The organism is Pseudomonas sp. SK, assembly GCF_012975065.1.
GTDB lineage: Bacteria > Pseudomonadota > Gammaproteobacteria > Pseudomonadales > Pseudomonadaceae > Aquipseudomonas > Aquipseudomonas anuradhapurensis.
In genome coordinates, this window is sequence record NZ_CP051857.1 from 1,703,767 (window position 1) to 1,720,916 (window position 17,150).

General features: G+C 59.5%; 17 protein-coding genes. 9 read left to right on the forward strand and 8 right to left on the reverse strand.

Annotated elements, in window-relative coordinates; translation table 11 throughout:
* Positions 1 to 22: 22 nt before the first annotated feature.
* Genes HG549_RS07845 through HG549_RS07855 form a run of 3 tightly spaced genes read right to left on the reverse strand, consistent with a single transcriptional unit; the run spans position 23 to position 3,865 of the window.
* Positions 23 to 2,245, reverse strand: coding sequence for a molybdopterin cofactor-binding domain-containing protein (locus HG549_RS07845; RefSeq protein WP_170028969.1), 2,223 nt, complete (start codon positions 2,243 to 2,245; stop codon positions 23 to 25).
* Positions 2,229 to 2,711 carry a (2Fe-2S)-binding protein gene (locus HG549_RS07850; RefSeq protein WP_170028970.1) on the reverse strand — a complete coding sequence of 161 codons (483 nt, stop codon included), beginning with the start codon at positions 2,709 to 2,711 and terminating at the stop codon, positions 2,229 to 2,231. The genes HG549_RS07845 and HG549_RS07850 overlap by 17 nt, the downstream gene beginning before the upstream one ends.
* The gene (locus HG549_RS07855; RefSeq protein WP_372241547.1) at positions 2,708 to 3,865 is read right to left on the reverse strand and encodes a cytochrome c; all 1,158 of its coding nucleotides are present in this window, start codon (positions 3,863 to 3,865) and stop codon (positions 2,708 to 2,710) included. The genes HG549_RS07850 and HG549_RS07855 overlap by 4 nt, the downstream gene beginning before the upstream one ends.
* A gap of 385 nt (positions 3,866 to 4,250) precedes the next feature.
* Here HG549_RS07855 and HG549_RS07860 point away from each other — a divergent pair, with 385 nt between their 5' ends.
* A complete protein-coding gene (locus HG549_RS07860; RefSeq protein WP_170028972.1) occupies positions 4,251 to 5,153 on the forward strand; it encodes a LysR family transcriptional regulator in 903 nt (300 codons plus the stop codon).
* Positions 5,154 to 5,249: 96 nt separating this feature from the next.
* Entirely contained in the window at positions 5,250 to 5,873 is a 624-nt protein-coding gene (locus HG549_RS07865; protein WP_170028973.1) for a DsbA family protein, read from the forward strand.
* A gap of 451 nt (positions 5,874 to 6,324) precedes the next feature.
* Here the strand turns inward: HG549_RS07865 and HG549_RS07870 are convergent, their stop codons facing one another.
* On the reverse strand, positions 6,325 to 7,293 hold the full coding sequence (locus HG549_RS07870) for a GlxA family transcriptional regulator (RefSeq protein ID WP_170028974.1): 969 nt from the start codon (positions 7,291 to 7,293) through the stop codon (positions 6,325 to 6,327).
* Between the two features lie 138 nt (positions 7,294 to 7,431).
* Here HG549_RS07870 and HG549_RS07875 point away from each other — a divergent pair, with 138 nt between their 5' ends.
* Positions 7,432 to 8,073 carry an HD domain-containing protein gene (locus HG549_RS07875; RefSeq protein ID WP_170028975.1) on the forward strand — a complete coding sequence of 214 codons (642 nt, stop codon included), beginning with the start codon at positions 7,432 to 7,434 and terminating at the stop codon, positions 8,071 to 8,073.
* Positions 8,074 to 8,135: 62 nt separating this feature from the next.
* On the opposite strand, the gene HG549_RS07880 is transcribed toward HG549_RS07875, so the two are convergent.
* Both HG549_RS07880 and HG549_RS07885 read right to left on the reverse strand, forming a co-directional pair.
* Entirely contained in the window at positions 8,136 to 8,762 is a 627-nt protein-coding gene (locus HG549_RS07880; RefSeq protein ID WP_170028976.1) for a LysE family translocator, read from the reverse strand.
* A gap of 64 nt (positions 8,763 to 8,826) precedes the next feature.
* Complete coding sequence (locus HG549_RS07885) at positions 8,827 to 9,708, reverse strand: alpha/beta fold hydrolase (RefSeq protein WP_003290584.1); 882 nt, start codon at positions 9,706 to 9,708, stop codon at positions 8,827 to 8,829.
* A 126-nt stretch (positions 9,709 to 9,834) separates the two neighbouring features.
* On the opposite strand from HG549_RS07885, the gene HG549_RS07890 reads away from it, so the two are divergent.
* Positions 9,835 to 10,422 (forward strand): ABATE domain-containing protein, encoded by a 588-nt coding sequence (locus HG549_RS07890; RefSeq protein WP_170028977.1) that lies wholly within the window; start codon positions 9,835 to 9,837, stop codon positions 10,420 to 10,422.
* Between the two features lies 1 nt (position 10,423).
* On the opposite strand, the gene HG549_RS07895 is transcribed toward HG549_RS07890, so the two are convergent.
* Positions 10,424 to 11,308 (reverse strand): LysR family transcriptional regulator, encoded by an 885-nt coding sequence (locus tag HG549_RS07895; protein WP_170028978.1) that lies wholly within the window; start codon positions 11,306 to 11,308, stop codon positions 10,424 to 10,426.
* 108 nt (positions 11,309 to 11,416) lie between these two features.
* Here HG549_RS07895 and HG549_RS07900 point away from each other — a divergent pair, with 108 nt between their 5' ends.
* The 3 genes from HG549_RS07900 to HG549_RS07910 all read left to right on the forward strand — a co-directional run bounded on the left by HG549_RS07900 (position 11,417) and on the right by HG549_RS07910 (position 14,431).
* Positions 11,417 to 12,472, forward strand: a complete 1,056-nt coding sequence (locus tag HG549_RS07900) for a nitronate monooxygenase family protein (protein ID WP_170028979.1) — start codon at positions 11,417 to 11,419, stop codon at positions 12,470 to 12,472.
* 13 nt (positions 12,473 to 12,485) lie between these two features.
* The gene (gene yfcF / locus HG549_RS07905; RefSeq protein ID WP_170028980.1) at positions 12,486 to 13,118 is read left to right on the forward strand and encodes a glutathione transferase; all 633 of its coding nucleotides are present in this window, start codon (positions 12,486 to 12,488) and stop codon (positions 13,116 to 13,118) included.
* Between the two features lie 68 nt (positions 13,119 to 13,186).
* A complete protein-coding gene (locus HG549_RS07910) occupies positions 13,187 to 14,431 on the forward strand; it encodes an MFS transporter (protein WP_170028981.1) in 1,245 nt (414 codons plus the stop codon).
* A gap of 97 nt (positions 14,432 to 14,528) precedes the next feature.
* Here HG549_RS07910 and HG549_RS07915 read toward each other — a convergent pair whose 3' ends face one another.
* Positions 14,529 to 15,026, reverse strand: coding sequence for a helix-turn-helix domain-containing protein (locus HG549_RS07915; protein WP_170028982.1), 498 nt, complete (start codon positions 15,024 to 15,026; stop codon positions 14,529 to 14,531).
* A 204-nt stretch (positions 15,027 to 15,230) separates the two neighbouring features.
* Here HG549_RS07915 and HG549_RS07920 point away from each other — a divergent pair, with 204 nt between their 5' ends.
* A complete protein-coding gene (locus HG549_RS07920; protein ID WP_170028983.1) occupies positions 15,231 to 15,857 on the forward strand; it encodes an isochorismatase family cysteine hydrolase in 627 nt (208 codons plus the stop codon).
* Positions 15,858 to 15,868: 11 nt separating this feature from the next.
* Entirely contained in the window at positions 15,869 to 17,077 is a 1,209-nt protein-coding gene (locus HG549_RS07925) for an MFS transporter (RefSeq protein WP_256666083.1), read from the forward strand.
* The last annotated feature ends 73 nt before the right edge of the window (positions 17,078 to 17,150 follow it).

Sequence of the window (17,150 nt, forward strand, 5' to 3'; positions counted from 1 at the left end):
CACAGGTTCAAGCGCCGCCGATTCACGCCTTGCGGGTCAGCGGCAGCGCCAGCCGGCGCTGGCCGGTGGCATCCGCCACTGCGTTACCGAGGGCTGCCGCCATCGGGCCCTGGACAATTTCGGCGGCACCGAGGAAGGGTTGGCCAGGCTGGTCGATCAGGTGCACTTCCACGTGTTTCGGCAGTTGCGGGAAGCGCAGGATCGGATAGCCACTCCAGTCATAGCTGCGTACCCCGCCGGGGTCATAACTGACCGCCTCGTAGAGCGTCCAGCTGCTCGACTGGACGATGCCGCCCTCGACCTGGTTGCGCAGCCCATCGGGATTGACGATCTGCCCGACGTCCACCGCCGTGACCACCCGCTGAATCTCGATCTCGCCGGTTTGCGGATGCACCTGGATTTCCACTGCCACCGCGCAGTAGCCCATGATGTTCTTGTAGCGGGCGAAGCCCAGGCCGATGCCCGTGCCGGGTGCAGACGAACGCCGTGGCCAGGCGAATTCATCGCGGGCCCGTTCGACCACGGCGCGGGCCCTTGGGTCGGTGAGGTGGCTGAGGCGGAACTCGACGGCATCCACGCCTGCCTGCGCCGCCAGTTCGTCCAGGCAGGCCTCGATGGCAAACACATTGATATGGGCACCCAGCGAGCGCATTGCCGAAGTGCGGAACGGCATTTCGCTGATGAAGTGCATGTCGATGTCGCTTGCGCCGGTTTGGTACAGCGGGATCGCGTTGCGGTCGCCATCGCCTTCAGGCTGGGCAATCGGCACCGATGGCGCCGAGGTGAACGGGCGGGCGAGCATGCGCGCGGGCACCAGGCGGCCGGCGTTGGTGATGCGCTCGTTATGCGGCGTGGTCCATAGCTGGTACTTCCAGTGGTTGATGCGCCCGCTGCTGTCCAGGCTGGCCTCCAGTTCGCTGAGCATGGCCGAGCTGTACGGTTCCCACAGGTTTTCCTGTTCACGCATCCACTGCACGCGCACCGGCACACCGGGCACGCGCATGGCGATGAGCGCCGCGTCGGCGGCGGCATCATCGGCGCCGTTGTGGCCATAGCATCCAGAGCCTTCGGCGTGGATGCAGCGTACCGAGCTCAGCGGCAGGCCGAGCATTTCGGCGATGCCCGCACGCAGCGGGAACACACCCTGGGTGTGGGTCCAGACGGTCAACCTACCGTCCTTGAACCAGGCCAGCGCACAGGAGGGGCCGATAGAGCCATGCATCAGGTACTGTTTGCTGACGCGCGCCCGATAGCCCTTGCCACTTGAAGGCGTCGGCTGGCCTTCGTGCTGGATGGGGTAGCGCCTGGATTGCAGCCTGGGCAGCAGCTGGTGGATGACGGCCTGGTCCGGGATCACCTCGCCAGTGGTCCACGTCGCCGCCGCGTAGCCCGCCCGCATCGCCTTGATCGCTTGCCATTCATCCTTGGCCACCACGGCGAGATAGTTGCCGTCCTCGACCACCTTGACGACGCCCGGCAGGCGTTCAATCGCCTGGCGATCGAAGCCGGTAAGCGTGCAGCCCGGCCTGGGTGACCGGATCACCCGGGCATGGAGCATGCCCGGCAGGCGCATGTCCTGCACGAACGCCGCGCCACCGCTGACCTTGGCCGGAATATCCAGGCGTGGGATGGCGTGGCCGATGAGCTTGAACTGCGCAGGTGGAAGGTCCGGCGAGCTGGCCTTGGCATATTGATGCAGGTCCACGCCTGCCACCGCCTCGGCATAGCTCATGCGGGCGCCGGACGGGGCCGTGATCATCGCATCGCCGGTGCGCAGCGACGACACTTCCACACCCCAGCGCCTGGCGGCCGACTCCATCAGCATCTGGCGCACCTGCGCGGCGGCGTTGAACAGCGCCGTGCCGCTGTCGAAGATGGTATGGCTGCCGGCCGTGTAGCCTTCGTTCGGCGTCAGCGCCGTGTCCGCCGTGAGGAACGTCACCGCTGCCGGCGAGACGTCCAGCCGCTCGGCGGCGATCTGCAACAGCGCGGTCTTTACCCCGGTGCCCAGTTCCACCTTGCCGGTATACACGGTGATGCCTTCGACGCCGACCCTGATCCACGCGTCGAGGTACGGGTTGGTACGCAAGCTGCCAGGCAGGTCCGGGGCGAGCACGACAGTACCGAGGGTATCCACCTCGGTATCGGCCAGTGCCTTGCGCGCGGCCGGCATCAGCGCGAATGCCATCAGCAGGCTGCCGCCTTGCAGGAAGGCGCGGCGACCGAATTCAGTTGTGGACGGCATGCAGGCCACCGTTTTCGACGACGCGGGTGATCGCTTCGATGATGCGCAGATGCGTGCCGCAGCGACACAGGTTGCTGGCCATGTGTGCGCGGATGGTGGCTGCGTCGGGCTGTGGATTGTGCTCCAGCAAGGCCTGGGCGCGCATGATCATCCCGGCGATGCAGTAGCCACATTGCGCGGCCTGGGTATCGATGAAGGCTTGCTGCAGCGGGCCTGGCCGTTCAGGCGTGCCCAGGCTCTCGACGGTGCGCACCTGGCGGCCTTGCATGCCGGCACACGGCGTCACGCAGGCGAATACCGGCTGGTCGTCGACGATGACGGTGCACGCGCCACATTGGCCCAGCCCGCAGCCATACTTGGCGCCGTTGAGTTCCAGGTGGTTGCGCAAGGCATAGAGCAGCGGCATGTCCGGGTCGATATCCAGGCTGTGCAGCTGGCCGTTGACTGTAAGGTTCACGTTGCTCATGGGGTCTCCTCGCGCAGAGCCTGAATAGTCGAATGCAAATCCGGCCACGGCCGTTCTGGGGCGGCTTGGCCACGGACGAAGGCCGCCAGGGCGGCGAGCTGCTGGTCGCTCAGGCTGGCCGCGAACGGCGGCATCGCCGGGCCTGGCTCACCGGGTGTGGGGGCAATGCCTTCCAGTACCGTCTTGATGAAGTTGCGTGGCGCAGGGGCCTGCACCGAGGACGTCGCCGTCAGCGCTGGCCGGCCGTCGATACTGCGCATCGGTGCGCCTGCGCCGTGGCAGCCTGCGCATGCAGCCTGGAACAGATCACCACCCAGGCTGGGCGATTCGGCCGAGGCCACAGCTTTTGTTTCCAGCGTGGCGGGTTGATGAGGGGAGGCCGGCAAACCCAGCAGATATTCCGCCATGGCTTCGACATCGCTCCGAGGCAGCCGCGCGAGTTCCTGGGTGACCGGGCGCATGGGGCCGGCGGCGGTGCCATGGCCGTCGACGACCTTGGCTTGCAGGTAATCCACCAGCTGGGCTTGGGTCCAGGGCGTTTCGCGGCTGGCCAGGCCGAGCAGGGAAGGGGCCGCCCAGCCGTCAACCACGCCACCGGCAAGCGCCTGGCCCGTTTTCTCGGCACCGAGCAGGTTCAAAGGGGTATGGCATCCGCCGCAGTGGCCCGCGCCTTCGACCAGGTAGCGGCCACGGTTCCACTGCGGCGACGCCTGCGCGGTCTGCACGAACGGCGCTGAATGCAGGAACAGCAGGTTCCAGCCTGCGACCAGCGGGCGAAGGTTCATCGGGAACTTCATGCGGTTGGGGGTTGCCGGCTGGTGCACCGGAGGCCCGCTCATCAGGTAGGCGTAGGCGTCCGCCAGGTCCTGATCGTCGAGCAGCCGGTAATGCGTGTATGGGAAGGCCGGGTAGAGGAAATGCCCATCGCGGGAAATCCCGTCGCGCATGGCGCGCTGGAACGCTTCGAGTGGCCACTTGCCGATACCGGTTTGCGCGTCAGGGGTGATGTTGGTGCTGTACAGCGTGCCAAACGGCGTCACCAGTGGCAGGCCGCCCGCCAGGTACTTGCCGCCAGGACGCGTATGGCAGACCGCGCAGTCGCCGGCGGTGACGACCTGGGCACCGCGCGCGATCTGTGCGGGTTCGAATGCCATGGGCCGCTCGATCGGGTCGATTGCCGGTCGCCACATCAACCCGAACGCTGCGGCTAGCCCGCCCACGCCCAGCGCAATAGCTGCCAATGCCCAACGCTTCCTACGTGACATCGATACCCACCTCGTTCTCCGCCATTAGCAACCAGCAACTCTCGGTATTGCCGGATGCCGATCAGTTCAGGGCGAGCCTAAAGGAGCACGGCTGGTGCGGGTATGGGTCGCTCGCGCAAGGCAGCTTTGCTCATTACGCAAGGCTGGCAGCGCGTGTTCGATAGCACGCCTGTTCAATCTTGCGGCCGGGCAGGTGGCTATGCTGCAGGCTGATGCAACCTCGACTGGTGATGCCACCAGCTTCCCTCATGGATATCTTCGACAGGGTCGGTCAATGGATAAGTTTCTCGCCTTGAGCATGTTCGTAGAGACGGTACGTTGCGGTGGCTACTCCGCCGCAGCCCGCAAGCTTGGCGTGGCAACATCGTCCGTGGCGCGCCAGGTGGCAGCACTGGAGGCGGAGCTGGGCACCACGCTCATTACCCGCAGCACACGCCAGAACCGCCTGACCGACCTGGGCCAAGCCTATTTCGACAACGCGGTGGGCATTCTCGATGCGCTCGCTGCAGCCGATGGCATGGTCACCGACAGGGGCAGCGAAGCGAAAGGCAAGCTGCGGGTCAGCGTGCCGGTGGAGTTCGGCCGACGCTTGATCTCTCCCCACCTGGCGCGGTTTCTGGCGAGCCATCCGGAGCTGGAGGTCAGCCTCAACCTCAGCGACGAGCGGGTGGACCTTTACAAGGACCGTATCGACCTGACCGTGCGCCTGGGGTCGACCGTCTCCAGCGAAGACGTGATCTGCACCACCATCGGTCATTTCCAGCGCTGGCTGGTGGCCAGCCCGGCCTACCTGGAGCGGCACGGTGCGCCGACGCAACCGAGCGAACTCACCCAGCACTCCTGCATGCGCTTCGATTACGGCGGGCCAATGCGCGACTGGCTGTTCGAGGTGGCTGACGAGACGGTGCCCGTCGCGGTGCAGGGCCGGATGCAGAGCAACAATGCCGACATTCTCAGGCAGGCAGCGGTCGCCGGGCAGGGCATTGCGCTGCTGGCCGACTGGCTGGTTGCCGAGGATGTGCAACAGGGCCGGCTCACCCGCTTGCTGCCTGAATACGAAGTGAACCCGATGTCAGTCAACGCCTCGATCAATATCGTCTACCTGCCGATCAATCGCGCCTCGACGCGTATCAGGGCCTTTGCGCATTTCATGAAAGAGTTGGTCAGTATTGCCTAGCGACATTGCGCAACGCTCTATTGCGTGCTGTGTGGCTTCTGCCTGTGCAGCTGACGCCGTACTCTGGGCTGAACTACCTTACTCAGGGCCTGGACCATGCACATTCCCCCGCTCCTGGCATTCGACTTTCTCGACCCTTGGAGCTGGGTAGCGCTGCGCCGCCTTGCGCTCGCGATGAGCCAGGCCGGCCAACCACTGAGCGTCACCTTTCAGCCGTGCCGCTCGCCATTGAGCCGTGCCGCTGCTGGCATGGCCTACCACGACTTTCTCGAGCGTCGCTTCGGCACCGAGGCGCTGATCCAGCAATCCCTGGTGGCTGCGCAGATGCGCCAGCTCGGCATTGAACCGGTGTTCAGCCAGATCGTCCGCTTGCCCGACACGCGTCCCGCGCTTGCCGCTGTACTGTGGCTGCAGCGTAGCGGGAAACCCGCTCATCACTTTGTGCAAAGTGCGTTCGAGGCCTTGTATTGCCATGGCCAGGACATTGCTGATCCGGCGGTTCTGGAACAGCTGCTGGAGCGAGAACAAGTACCTCTGGGCGAAGTCGTTCAATTCATGCACGGCGACACGTTCGGTGAGGAACTGCAGGCCAGCGAAGCCACGGCTGCGGCGTGGGCGGGACGCGTGGTTCCGTCTTTGCGCATCAACGGTACGGTGGTATTCGGTGCGCAGACACCGAGTGTGCTGGCGCCGATGCTTGGCTTCTTCACTGCACAGTAAGAATGAACTGGCCATCAGGCACAGGGTGTGGCCTATTCATCAGTGTTGCAATTCTTGTTGCACGATTAGGGCAGGGGATTGTGATCGGGCTTTGCGTCTGCTTCAGGTCGAAAGCGATTGGTAGCCAGGGGCCGCTATCGACCCATTGCAGATGGAACATAATCGGTTTCGTCAGCGCGACGTGCACTCTGTGGGAGCGGGCGTGCCCGCGAACACCGGCGCTGCCGGTGCCAGGCTCCGCGTTGGATTCTTCGCGGGCGCGCCCGCTCCCACAAAGATTGCTGAAGATTCTCTGTCTGCAATGGGTCGATAGCGGCCTGTCACGTACGGCAGCTTTCGACCCATAGCGGACGCTCAGCAGTGAACAGACTTCCATTCAACATCGTAGGCCTTGCCAGTATTCCTTTCGCAGCAACTGACCTTGAGCCTTTTATTAAACAGCACTCTGTTCTCAACAATGTCGCGCATAGCGTTTGCGGTATTCCGCAGGGGTAACGCCCATATGACGTACAAAAGCTCGGCGCAATGTGTCTGCGTTAGCAAATCCACACATGGCAGCTACTTGCTTAGGCGCATCATTTCCAGCCTCCAGCCGTTCGCGAGCAGCATTCACCCTCGTCTGTTCCACCCACGCTGCCGGCGTCATGCCCACATCATTTTGAAAGATCCGGGCGAAATGCCTTGGGCTTACGCCCATACGTTCTGCCAGTTTCGCAACCCCATGATCCAAAGCCGGATTGGCAGCGACATACCGCTGCAATGCCTGTAGAGCAGAGCGCCCTGTGGGTGAGGTAGATCCTTGACGACTGAACTGCATCTGCCCACCGGTCCGTTTGAAATACATGACCAGGTGACCTGCTACATCCTTCGCAATCTCATCGCCCAAATCTTCCTGAACCAGCGTAAGCGCAAGATCCAGCCCAGCCGTTACACCCGCAGCTGTCCTCAAGTTTCCATCATGAACCTGGATGGCATCCGCCTCCACGGTGACTTGGGGGTATCTCTCAGAGAGCGGCTGCGCCACAGCCCAGTGGGTAGTGACCCGGCGGCCATCAAGTAGTCCAGCAGCTGCGAGCGCAAATGCCCCAGTGCATACCGAACCGAAGCGCCTGCTCAACGGAGCACGCTGGCGGAGCCAATCCAGAATCCCTGATCGAAGGTACTGATCGGCGGCTTGAGGGGTTCCGGCTATCAGCAAGGTATCAATTGCATCGATCTCCTCTCCGATCCAGGCATCTGGAATCAACCGGGTGCCCGATGAGCTCACCAGCGGCCCAGGTTCACAAGCGAGCAGAAGCAACCGATAGGCTTCATACCCCGCTTGCCGGTTGGCCTCCGCGAAGACGTCCAACGGACCGCAAGCGTCGAGAAGCTGAACCCCTGGCATGCCCAGGATGGCGAGAGTTATTTGACGGCGCATAACGGCTCCTAAAAGCGAAGGCAGGGTGTCCAGGTCCGATACCGGCTGACAATGGCAGAATATGACGTAACAAGTCAATTGATGCCATTTAGTGTGGCACTCAGACTGGAGTCCTCACTCACCCTCTAGGATCTCAAGATGACTAACGCTATTGCTGGCATTCACGTGCCTGACAGTTCGATGGCCCGACAAATCACCGAGCTGGTTCGGGACACCGCTTCGCCCCTCCTTTTCCATCATTCGAGCCGGGTCTTTTATTTCGCATCGCTCGCCGGTAAGCGTCTGGGCCTGAAGTACGACGACGAGCTTCTCTACGCTGGCTGCATGTTCCATGACATGGGCCTTACCCACCAGCACAGCAGCGATTGTTGCCGTTTCGAGGTCGATGGAGCGAATGCTGCGCGTGATTTCCTGGAGGGTCACGGCGTCAACGAGCGCGACATAGAGCGCGTGTGGACTGCAATTGCACTTCACACCACTCCAGGCATTCCGGAACATATGCACCCGCTCATTGCATTGGTCACTGCTGGTGTAGAAACCGATGTTCTCGGGTTGCACCATGAAGGACTCAGTGCTGACGACCGGGACGCCGTCGTTCTTGCACATCCTCGTGGCGATCAGTTCAAAGAAGCGATTATCCAGACGTTCTACAACGGCATCCGCCACAAGCCGCAAACGACATTTGGCAACGTCAAAGCAGATGTGATCGCCGACAAAGAGCCTGGCTTCCAGCCTGGTAACTTCTGCAGCATCATTCGCCAGTCCTGCTGGCCAAGCTAAATGAAGGGGGCCGCATTGCGGCCCCCTTCATTTTTGGATTGGCTGAGGCGAAGCCTTGGCCACTACGATGAGGCCAGTAACTTAGCTCCCAGCCCAACGAACAAAGCACCTATAGCGCGATTGAGCAGCAGTGCCTTAGCCTGGCTTGTCTTCAGTTTCCGTCCCAAGGCCCCAGCAAACCACACAACTCCACTCGCCCAGATACCTGCAGTGACAGCGAAATAAATTCCAAGCACTAGATAGGCCGCGGGCTTATTAACACCCTCAGGATCGACAAATTGAGGAAAGAAAGCGAGGTAGAACAGGATCACTTTCGGATTCAGGACGTTTGTGAGGAAGGCCTGTGTGAACAACCTGCGATATGGAAGCGAAGCGTGTAACCCACCGCCCTCCGCTGAAACCGACGGCTTGCTGAGTATCAGCCTGACGCCCTGATAAGCGAGGTACAAGGCACCGAGAATACGCACTGCATCAAATGCGGCTGGAACCGCCGCGATCAGTGCACTGAATCCTAAAGTGCTAGCAAGCGTGTGAAACAGACAACCCGCCGTGATACCTAACGCCGAGATGAGGCCAGCCCCCCTACCATGGGCAAGGGTGCGTCCGACAACATAGGCTGTGTCGGGCCCTGGGGTGGCATGGAGTGCGATGACAGCGGCGGCAAAAAAGGGAAAATTGATGATGTCCATGGGCGATAGCTTTATTCAGAAATGAAAACGCCACGAACAAGGTTCGTGGCGTTTTAGGGATCAATCAGTTGATCGAGTCGCCCAGCACTTCGACGATCCGGTCAGCGATGTACTGGACGTGCGTCTCCAGTGCGAAATGCCCGGTATCCAGCAGCTCGACGACGGCATTCGGGTTGTCCCGCTTGAAGGCTTCGGCTCCTGGTGGGATGAAGAAAGGGTCCCCCTTGCCCCAGATCGCCAGGGTCGGCACCTTCGTGGTTCGGAAGAACTGCTGGAATTCAGGATACAGCTTCAGGTTGTTCTGATAGTCATAGAACAAGTCGAGTTGAATCTCTTTGTTGCCCGGCCGCTCAAGCAGAAGTGCATCGAGGTAGTAAGACTCAGGGGCAATCTGGCTAGGATCACTTACCCCCTCAACATACTGCCAGCGGGTCCCCTCCAGATGCAGAATTGCATCGTTGATAACTTGGCGGCTTTCCGGCAGGCCATCTTCCCAGTACTTACGGATCGGTGCCCAAGCCTCTCCAAGACCTTCCAGGTAAGCATTGCCGTTCTGGGAAATGATCGCACTGACACGTTCCGGATGTGCGAGAGCCAAGCGCAAACCAGTCGGCGCACCGTAGTCGAAGAAGTACATCGCGTAGCGCTTGAGGCCCAGCTTCTCGACAAAATCGCCGATCGTCTTACCGATCGCATCGAAGGTGTATACGTACTCCCGCTCGGCTGGGACTTCGGTGAAGCCGAAGCCAGGCAGATCGGGAGCAATGATCCGATAACGGGATGCCAGCAGAGGGATCAGATCACGGAACTGGTGCGATGAGCTCGGGAAGCCGTGCAAAAGAAGAAGGACAGGAGCGTCAGGAGCACCAGCCTCTCGATAGAAGACACGGACGCCATCAGCTTCGGCGAATTTGAAAGCGACATTGGTGTGCTTGGACTGGGTCATTGCTTTAGCTCCTGTAACTGGTCTGGTTGGTTTTAGCGGTTACGTGGCTTCATTTTGCACAGCTTTTGTAACTAGTCAAATCTTTTTTATCGGTTACAATCACTGTCGACACCCAAAGGAGGCCATATGACCCCCCCTAATCCTGCAGCGAACCTTCCGGCGCCCTACGTGCTGGCAGACCACCCGGTGCTCGACCTTCTCAATACTGTGATGATGGTGGACGGACGAAAGACGGACCTTTTGAACAGTGATGAGCAAGCTTTTACATGGCTCGCTCAAGCTGGTTTTGGTCCGGCATCTTTACCGTCGGCGAAAGGTGGAGTGCTCCTATCGAACCTCCGCACCCTGCGGGATGCGGTTGAAGTGCTTGTTCATGCACGGCGCCAAGAGCGCGACGCAGATCCTTCGGTGCTCAACAGTTTCTTGCGTGATGCGGTACCGCAGCTGACATGGGATGCTCACCAACCAGAGCTGGACCGTTTTCATCACAAAGATGAAGCCAGCCGCCAGCTCGCCAGGTTGGCGTACTCAGCAGCTGAGCTGCTGGCAGAAGGTGATTTCAGTCTTGTCAGGAAATGCGAGAGCCCGGACTGTTCACTCATGTTCTATGACCGAACCAAATCTCATAAGCGACGCTGGTGCAGCATGGCCTTGTGCGGCAACCGTCATAAAGTGGCGGAATTCCGAAAACGCCGCCAAGGCCAAGCGGGATAAATCAGCTCAGCAGCAGGTCTCGCAACGATTTGAAGGCCGGGGTGTTGTAGCCAGCACGCCAAACCAGCTGGGTATCAATCTGCATGATCGGATGCAGCGTCAGGTTCGTCGTGCCGCCAATCAGTTCTAGTACAGAACGCGGCACGATGCCAAAGCACGACCCGGCCGTCACACACGCCAGTATTCCGTGATACGACCCAAGTTCCTGGACCTTCAAAGCTCGGAAAGGATGTCCCTTCCCGCTGTTGAACCACTGCTCGGCGATTTGGCGATAAGAACAGCTGGAGGCGAAACCGCCTAGGGTCGTCAGCGACACATCATCGGGTCCATTCACTACCGGATGACCTTCAGGCAACACCAATACGAGTTCTTCGGTGAAGACTGGGAGGCTCTCAATTTCAGGCGGGAACGGCTCTGCTTCCCAACGCCCATCCTTAAGGGAAGAGGGTTGTGCGACCAACGCACAATCCACACGCCGCTCCAACACAGCATCAAGCATTCGTCCTGTCGGTCCGGTTGTAACGGTCAACTCCACCTTTGGATGCTCGCGATGAAAGCAAGCCAGTTTCTGTGGCAGGCGACTGGCAGCAGTACTTTCCATTGTCCCCAGGCGCAGTAGGCCAGCCGGGCGATCGGGATGCATGGACTGCTTCGCTTGTTCTGTGAGCGCAAGAATCTGCTGAGTGTAGACAAGGAACTCCCGGCCCCGCTCGGACAGTTTCATGCGTTTTCCATCACGCAGGAAAAGCTCAACACCCAGTTCGTCCTCAAGCTGCCGAATCCTGGTCGTGACGTTCGACTGTACGCGATTCAGGGCCGCGGCCGCTCGCGTCACACTTTGCGCTTCCGCTACCGCACGAAAAATTTCCAATACCGCCAGATCCATCAATCACCTCAAATCTCTTGCAGAGAACGTATTACAAGAAATATTCTCCATGAGAGATAGTAAGTCAAGCTCATGGTAGGGCCTGACGAGATAACAGAGGTAAACGCGATGCCAAACCCGCTGCAGTCGCTTCTTGAGATCGAAATCCCCGTCATCCAGGCCCCCATGGTCGGGGTCTCAACGCCCAAACTTGCCGCAGCGGTTTCCAACGCAGGCGGCCTAGGGTCAATCGGCATTGGAGCCAGTTCGGTAGACCAAGCACGGGAAATGATCCGCGAGACCTTTAGGCTTACGGACAAACCGTTCAACGTGAACGTTTTTTGTCATCGCCCTGCTGAGCGCAATGAGGATTTGGAGCAAGGCTGGCTTCGCCGTCTTGCACCACTTTTTGCTGAGTATGAGGCTGTGCCGCCAAGTTCGCTGAGAGAGATCTACAGCTCCTTCGTTGAAGATGTACCGATGCTGCAAATGCTCCTGGAAGAGCGGCCTGACGTAGTCAGCTTCCATTTCGGCCTTCCTCCCCAGTCGATGATCAATGCGCTCAATGCAGCCGGTATCGTGACTATGTGCTCAGTCACAAACCTCGAAGAGGCGCAATTGGCTGAGCGCGCTGGCGTGCATTTGCTCATAGCCCAAGGTATCGAGGCCGGGGGCCACAGAGGAGTCTTCGAGCCGGCGAACGATGATGCGATCGGAGTCATGGCATTGGTTCGGTTGCTGACGTCGCGATGCAAGTTACCAGTGGTAGCGGCTGGCGGAATTATGGATGGGGCAGGGATCAAAGCTGCAATGGCGCTCGGCGCCTGCGGTGCTCAGCTCGGCACAGCCTTTATCCTCTGCCCTGAGACATCCGCAAACGCTGTGTACCGGGAAGCAATGAAAAGCCATCGCGCCTATCACACCCAGGTTACCAGTGTGATTTCTGGGCGACCTGCCCGGGGCATGGTCAATCGGAACTTCACGGATCTACCTTCGGAGCACGCCTCTATCCCGGCATATCCCGTCACCTACGATGCCAATAAAGCTCTGAATGCCGCAGCAAACGCGCAAAGTAATTTTGATTTCGCGGTGCAATGGGCGGGGCAGGGGGCTCCGCTTGCTAGGGAAATGCCAGCAGCAGCTTTGATCAAGTTGCTAGCGGCTGAAATCAACTGTGAGCATTGAACGAGGAGCGGGTATGTCATCCAAGATTCAGTTGTACGTAGACCATTTGTTCGCTAGTCCCTACTCCATGTCGGTATTTGTTGCCTTGGTGGAAAAAGGTCTGGATTTTGACATCATTAACATCGACATCGACGCTGGTGAGCAGCACAGCGCTGAGTACGCCAAGCTATCGATCACGCGCCGGGTGCCCATGATCATTGATGACGGTTTTGCGTTAACTGAATCCTCAGCCATTACCGAGTATCTGGATTACGTTTACCCCGACGGGCCTCTATATCCTCGTGCGCCCCGTGCTAAAGCACGTGCTAGGCAACTTCAGGCATGGATACGCAGTGATTTCATGCCCATTCGTGAAGAGCGCTCCACTGCTGTGATCTTCTACCGACCAACCAACAATCCGCTATCCGAAGACGCGCAACAGGCCGCGCATCGGCTGTTCGAAGCGATCGATCCGCTGATAGAAAATCCAGAGGCCAATCTCTTTGGGGACTGGAGCATCGTCGATGTTGACCTGGCTCTTCTTCTGAATCGGATGGTCATGAACGGTGACGATGTACCACCGAAGCTGGCCGCCTATGCGAAAAATCAGTGGAAACGGCCATCGGTAGTCCAATGGACTGCTCAAGCTCGGCCTGATATTGACTGAGCCCGCCTGGGCCTAGCACTTCATGAGTGCCCGCATAGGCATTCATGAGGCAATATTCGGAGACGCCCATGCACCGCCCAGACAGAACCATTCCTCTGACGGCATGGATGGTAGTTGGCCTAGGTTTCCTCGCCTTAGCCCTTTCGTTCTCGGCCAGGGCTGTCATGTCCATCGCGATACCTGTTTGGCAAAGCGAGCTGGGCTGGAGCAGATCTGTCGTTTCGAGCGCTGCGGCTTGCTCCATGATCGTGATGGCGGTAATTGCGCCTTTTGCTGGTGGCCTAGTCGATCGTTATGGATCTAGATCCATCATGTCATGCGGCTTGGCATTCCTAGCGGCTGGGATGTTCCTGGTGGCTTCGATCTCGGTCGAATCTCAAGAGTGGAAGTTACTGGTTGGATTCAGTCTGCTGGGTGGGATAGGTTTCGGCGTGCTAGCGCAGCATGTCGTCGCCACTGCTATCGCAACGCGATTTACAACTCGAAGAGGGTTGGCCACCGGGCTAGGTGTTTCCGGCTCAAGCGGAGGGCAGCTTGTCCTATTGCCCATTTTTGCCATGCTTTTTTCGGCAGGAGCGTGGCAAAACAGCTTCTGGCTATTGGGGGCAAGCGCAGTCATCCTGATCCCTGCCGTATGGTTTTCACTCAAACCATCGAGAGGGCATGCTGGGAAGTCATCCCCCGAAGCAGGCAGCGCTGGAAAAATCAAAGTCAGCAGTATGCTGAAGGATAAAGGCTTCCAGGTACTCTTCTGGAGCTACTTGATTTGCGGTTTCACCACCAGTGGGGTCATCGAGACCCACTTACTACCCTACGCAGCGATGTGTGGTTTCGCACCTGTCCCCAGCGCAACGGCATACGGAGTGCTGTCAGCGGTAAACCTCGGCGGGATGATATTGGCCGGCTGGCTTACAGACAGAGTAAATCGCCCACTCCTTCTTTTCACCATATACGTGGCCAGGGCCCTCTGCTTCGGGCTTTTGCTGGTTATTGGTGACAGTTATGAACTGCTGCTGGCATTCGCCGTCTTGTTCGGCATTTTTGACTACTCCACGGTTCCGGTCACTGCGAGCCTACTGGGTAGCCGATTGGGTCTACGGAATTTAGGGCTATCGCTTGGTTTACTCTCTGCCGGGCACGCGATCGGCGGTGCATCCGGCGCATTTTTCGGAGGGTGGATATTCGATCACACGGGTGAGTACGTTACCTTGTGGTACGTCTCCATCATGCTTGCCGGCCTCGCATCAGCTTTGATCATCCTATTGAAAGAAGAGAGGGAACCTGCCGGTACCATTCAGGCTCAGGACGCTTAGTCTTCAGGCGCTGAGCGAGACCCCGGCTAATTGCTTCCCTTCATAGCGTTCACTTCCAATTCAAACATGTCAGTACAGGAAAACCTCTTAGCCTCAGCTACTTCCGCTTGAAGGCATCACGACGAGACTCGCGTTCGTGAAGGAAACGATCGCTGATCAGCGCTTCCAAGTCCTTGCGCTCCACAGCGTCGCCGCAGAGAGGACAAACGCTGGCCACACCCACATCATGGCCGCAGGCGCGGTGCACGAAATGCACGGCCAACCCCTCATCCGGGTTCTTGCACCACTTCTCGCCCCAGGCGCGCAGCGCGTAAATCACAGGATAGAAGTCCCAGCCCTTGTCGGTCAGATGATATTCGTAGCGCAGCGGCTTCTCGCTGTAGGCCCGGCGTTCGACCAGGCCATTCGCCTCAAGCGCTTTGAGCCGCGAAGTCAGCATCTGAGGCGTAGCGGTGGTCTGGATCTGCATTTCCTCGAAGCGTGTCGCGCCCATGTAGAGCTCACGCAGGACCAAAATGGTCCATTTGTCGCCCACTAAATCCATCGAGCGTGCCACCGGGCACACCGTATCGCTTGTCACGTCCAGCCTCGACATCACGCTGCTTTCTCCGAAACTATTGTTTTCATAGTAACCCAGCGTGATTAACCATGTCGCATGGATTAACGCTCAAAGCCTCATACCTGTTGACACTATGATTTTCATAGTTAGTATGAGGCCTATGCGGCTTGCGCTGTCGCAACGCGGCATTTGTCGGTATAGCAAACGTCCCAGAGCGCCTCTCTCACCTGGAGCACCATCATGACCCATCCTATGTATGCCTCGGAGCGGACCGCTCTGTTGCTAGTCGACCCCTACAATGACTTCCTGTCCGATGGCGGCAAGCTTTATCCCATGCTCAGAACCGTCGCGGACGAGGTTCAACTGCTCGACAACCTGCGCAGGACCGTTGCCGCCGTGCGGGCGCAAGCAATTCAGGTGTATTACGTGCCTCATCGGCGCTGGCAGCCCGGCGACTACACCCGCTGGGATCACCCCAATCCCACCCAACGCCTGATCCAGGAACGTCACACCTTTGCCAAGGGCTCCTGGGGCGGCGAATGGCATCCCGACTTCGTGCCACAGGAGGGCGACATCATCATCCAGGAGCACTGGGGACAAAGCGGGTTCGCCAATACCGACCTCGATTTCCAGCTGAAGCAACGAGGCATCACACACGTGATCGTCGTCGGCCTGCTGGCGAACACCTGCATCGAATCGACCGCACGCTTCGCCATGGAGTTGGGTTATCACGTCACGCTGGTCCGCGATGCGACTGCCGCCTTCAGCAAGGAAATGATGCACGCGGCACACGAACTGAACGGGCCGACGTTTGCGCACAGCATCGTCGACACCCGCGGGCTCGTACAGACTTTGCAACAGCAGTGAGGAGGCAACGCATGTCTGCCTCTTGCGCATCGCCAATGGGGGTTTCCAGCCGCCTTGCCACACTCATGGCCATGTGCTGCGCGCTGGCGGTCTCGACCATCTACTACCACCAGCCGCTTCTGCCGCAGATGGCAGCGTCGTTTGGCATGGCGCCGACACAGGCCGGCCTGGTCGCCACGCTGACGCAGCTTGGCTATGCGCTAGGCCTGCTGTTTATCGTGCCACTCGCCGATTGCCGACAACCACGCCAACTCGCGCTGCTGGCCATCGCGGGAAATGCCGTTGCCTTACTTCTTTGCGCGGTATCACCGACTTTCATGATGCTGTGCATAAGCAGCCTTCTGGTCGGGGTGACGGCGATTACTGCGCAGCTCATCATTCCCTGTCTGTCGGGGTTGGCCACTCCGGCTGAGCGAGGTCGAATCGTAGGGAGCCTGCTCAGCGGCCTCTCGGCAGGCCTGTTACTGGCCCGCATGCTCGGGGGCTTCGCCGGTGCACATGCGGGGTGGAGAGTCGTCTTCGTGCTGGCCTCGCTCAGCGATGTCCTACTGCTGTTCATCGTTGCCAAGCGCCTGCCCGCCACCGCGAGTCTGCAGACGATAAGCTACGGGCGGCTCCTGGGTTCGTTAGGCAGCCTGGTCAAACAGGAAAGCGTGCTGCGTTACTGCGCGGCGAGCGGCCTGCTGATGTTCGCTGCATTCAGTGCGCTGTGGGCCTCGCTTGCCGCGCTATTGGCACAACCTCCATACGGACTCGACTCCGCTACCATTGGTCTGTTTGGCCTGGTCGCGTTGTTGGGCATCGTCGCGTCACCTTATATCGGCACGCTGACCGATCGCCTGGGCAGACATATCATGGTTCTAGCCGGCGCAATAACCCTCGCCCTGGGCTTCGCCAGCATTGCAGCGGGCGGGCAACATCTTGGCTGGCTGATCCTCGGCATGGTGCTGCTGGACCTGGGCAATCGTGCTGGGCTGGTTGCCAACCAGGCACGCGTATTCACCCTGAGGACCGAGGCCAGAAGTCGGCTAAATACCGTATTCATGGGGTCGTATTTTCTGGGGGGAGCGATCGGCGCCGCATTGGGGAATTATGGCGTGCACGAGGCCGGCTGGATCGGCCTTGCCGCGGTTGGCATTCTGCTGTCTTTAGCGGCCACAGTTATCAATGCGCTTGCACCCCGTGAATCGAGCTCGACGATGGGCGAGGTTCGCCTCTGAGCGATTAAAAGACGACTCGACAGCGCATCTTTTGCTGGTTTGCTTAGGCTTCCAGCCATGCCGTAAGCTGGCA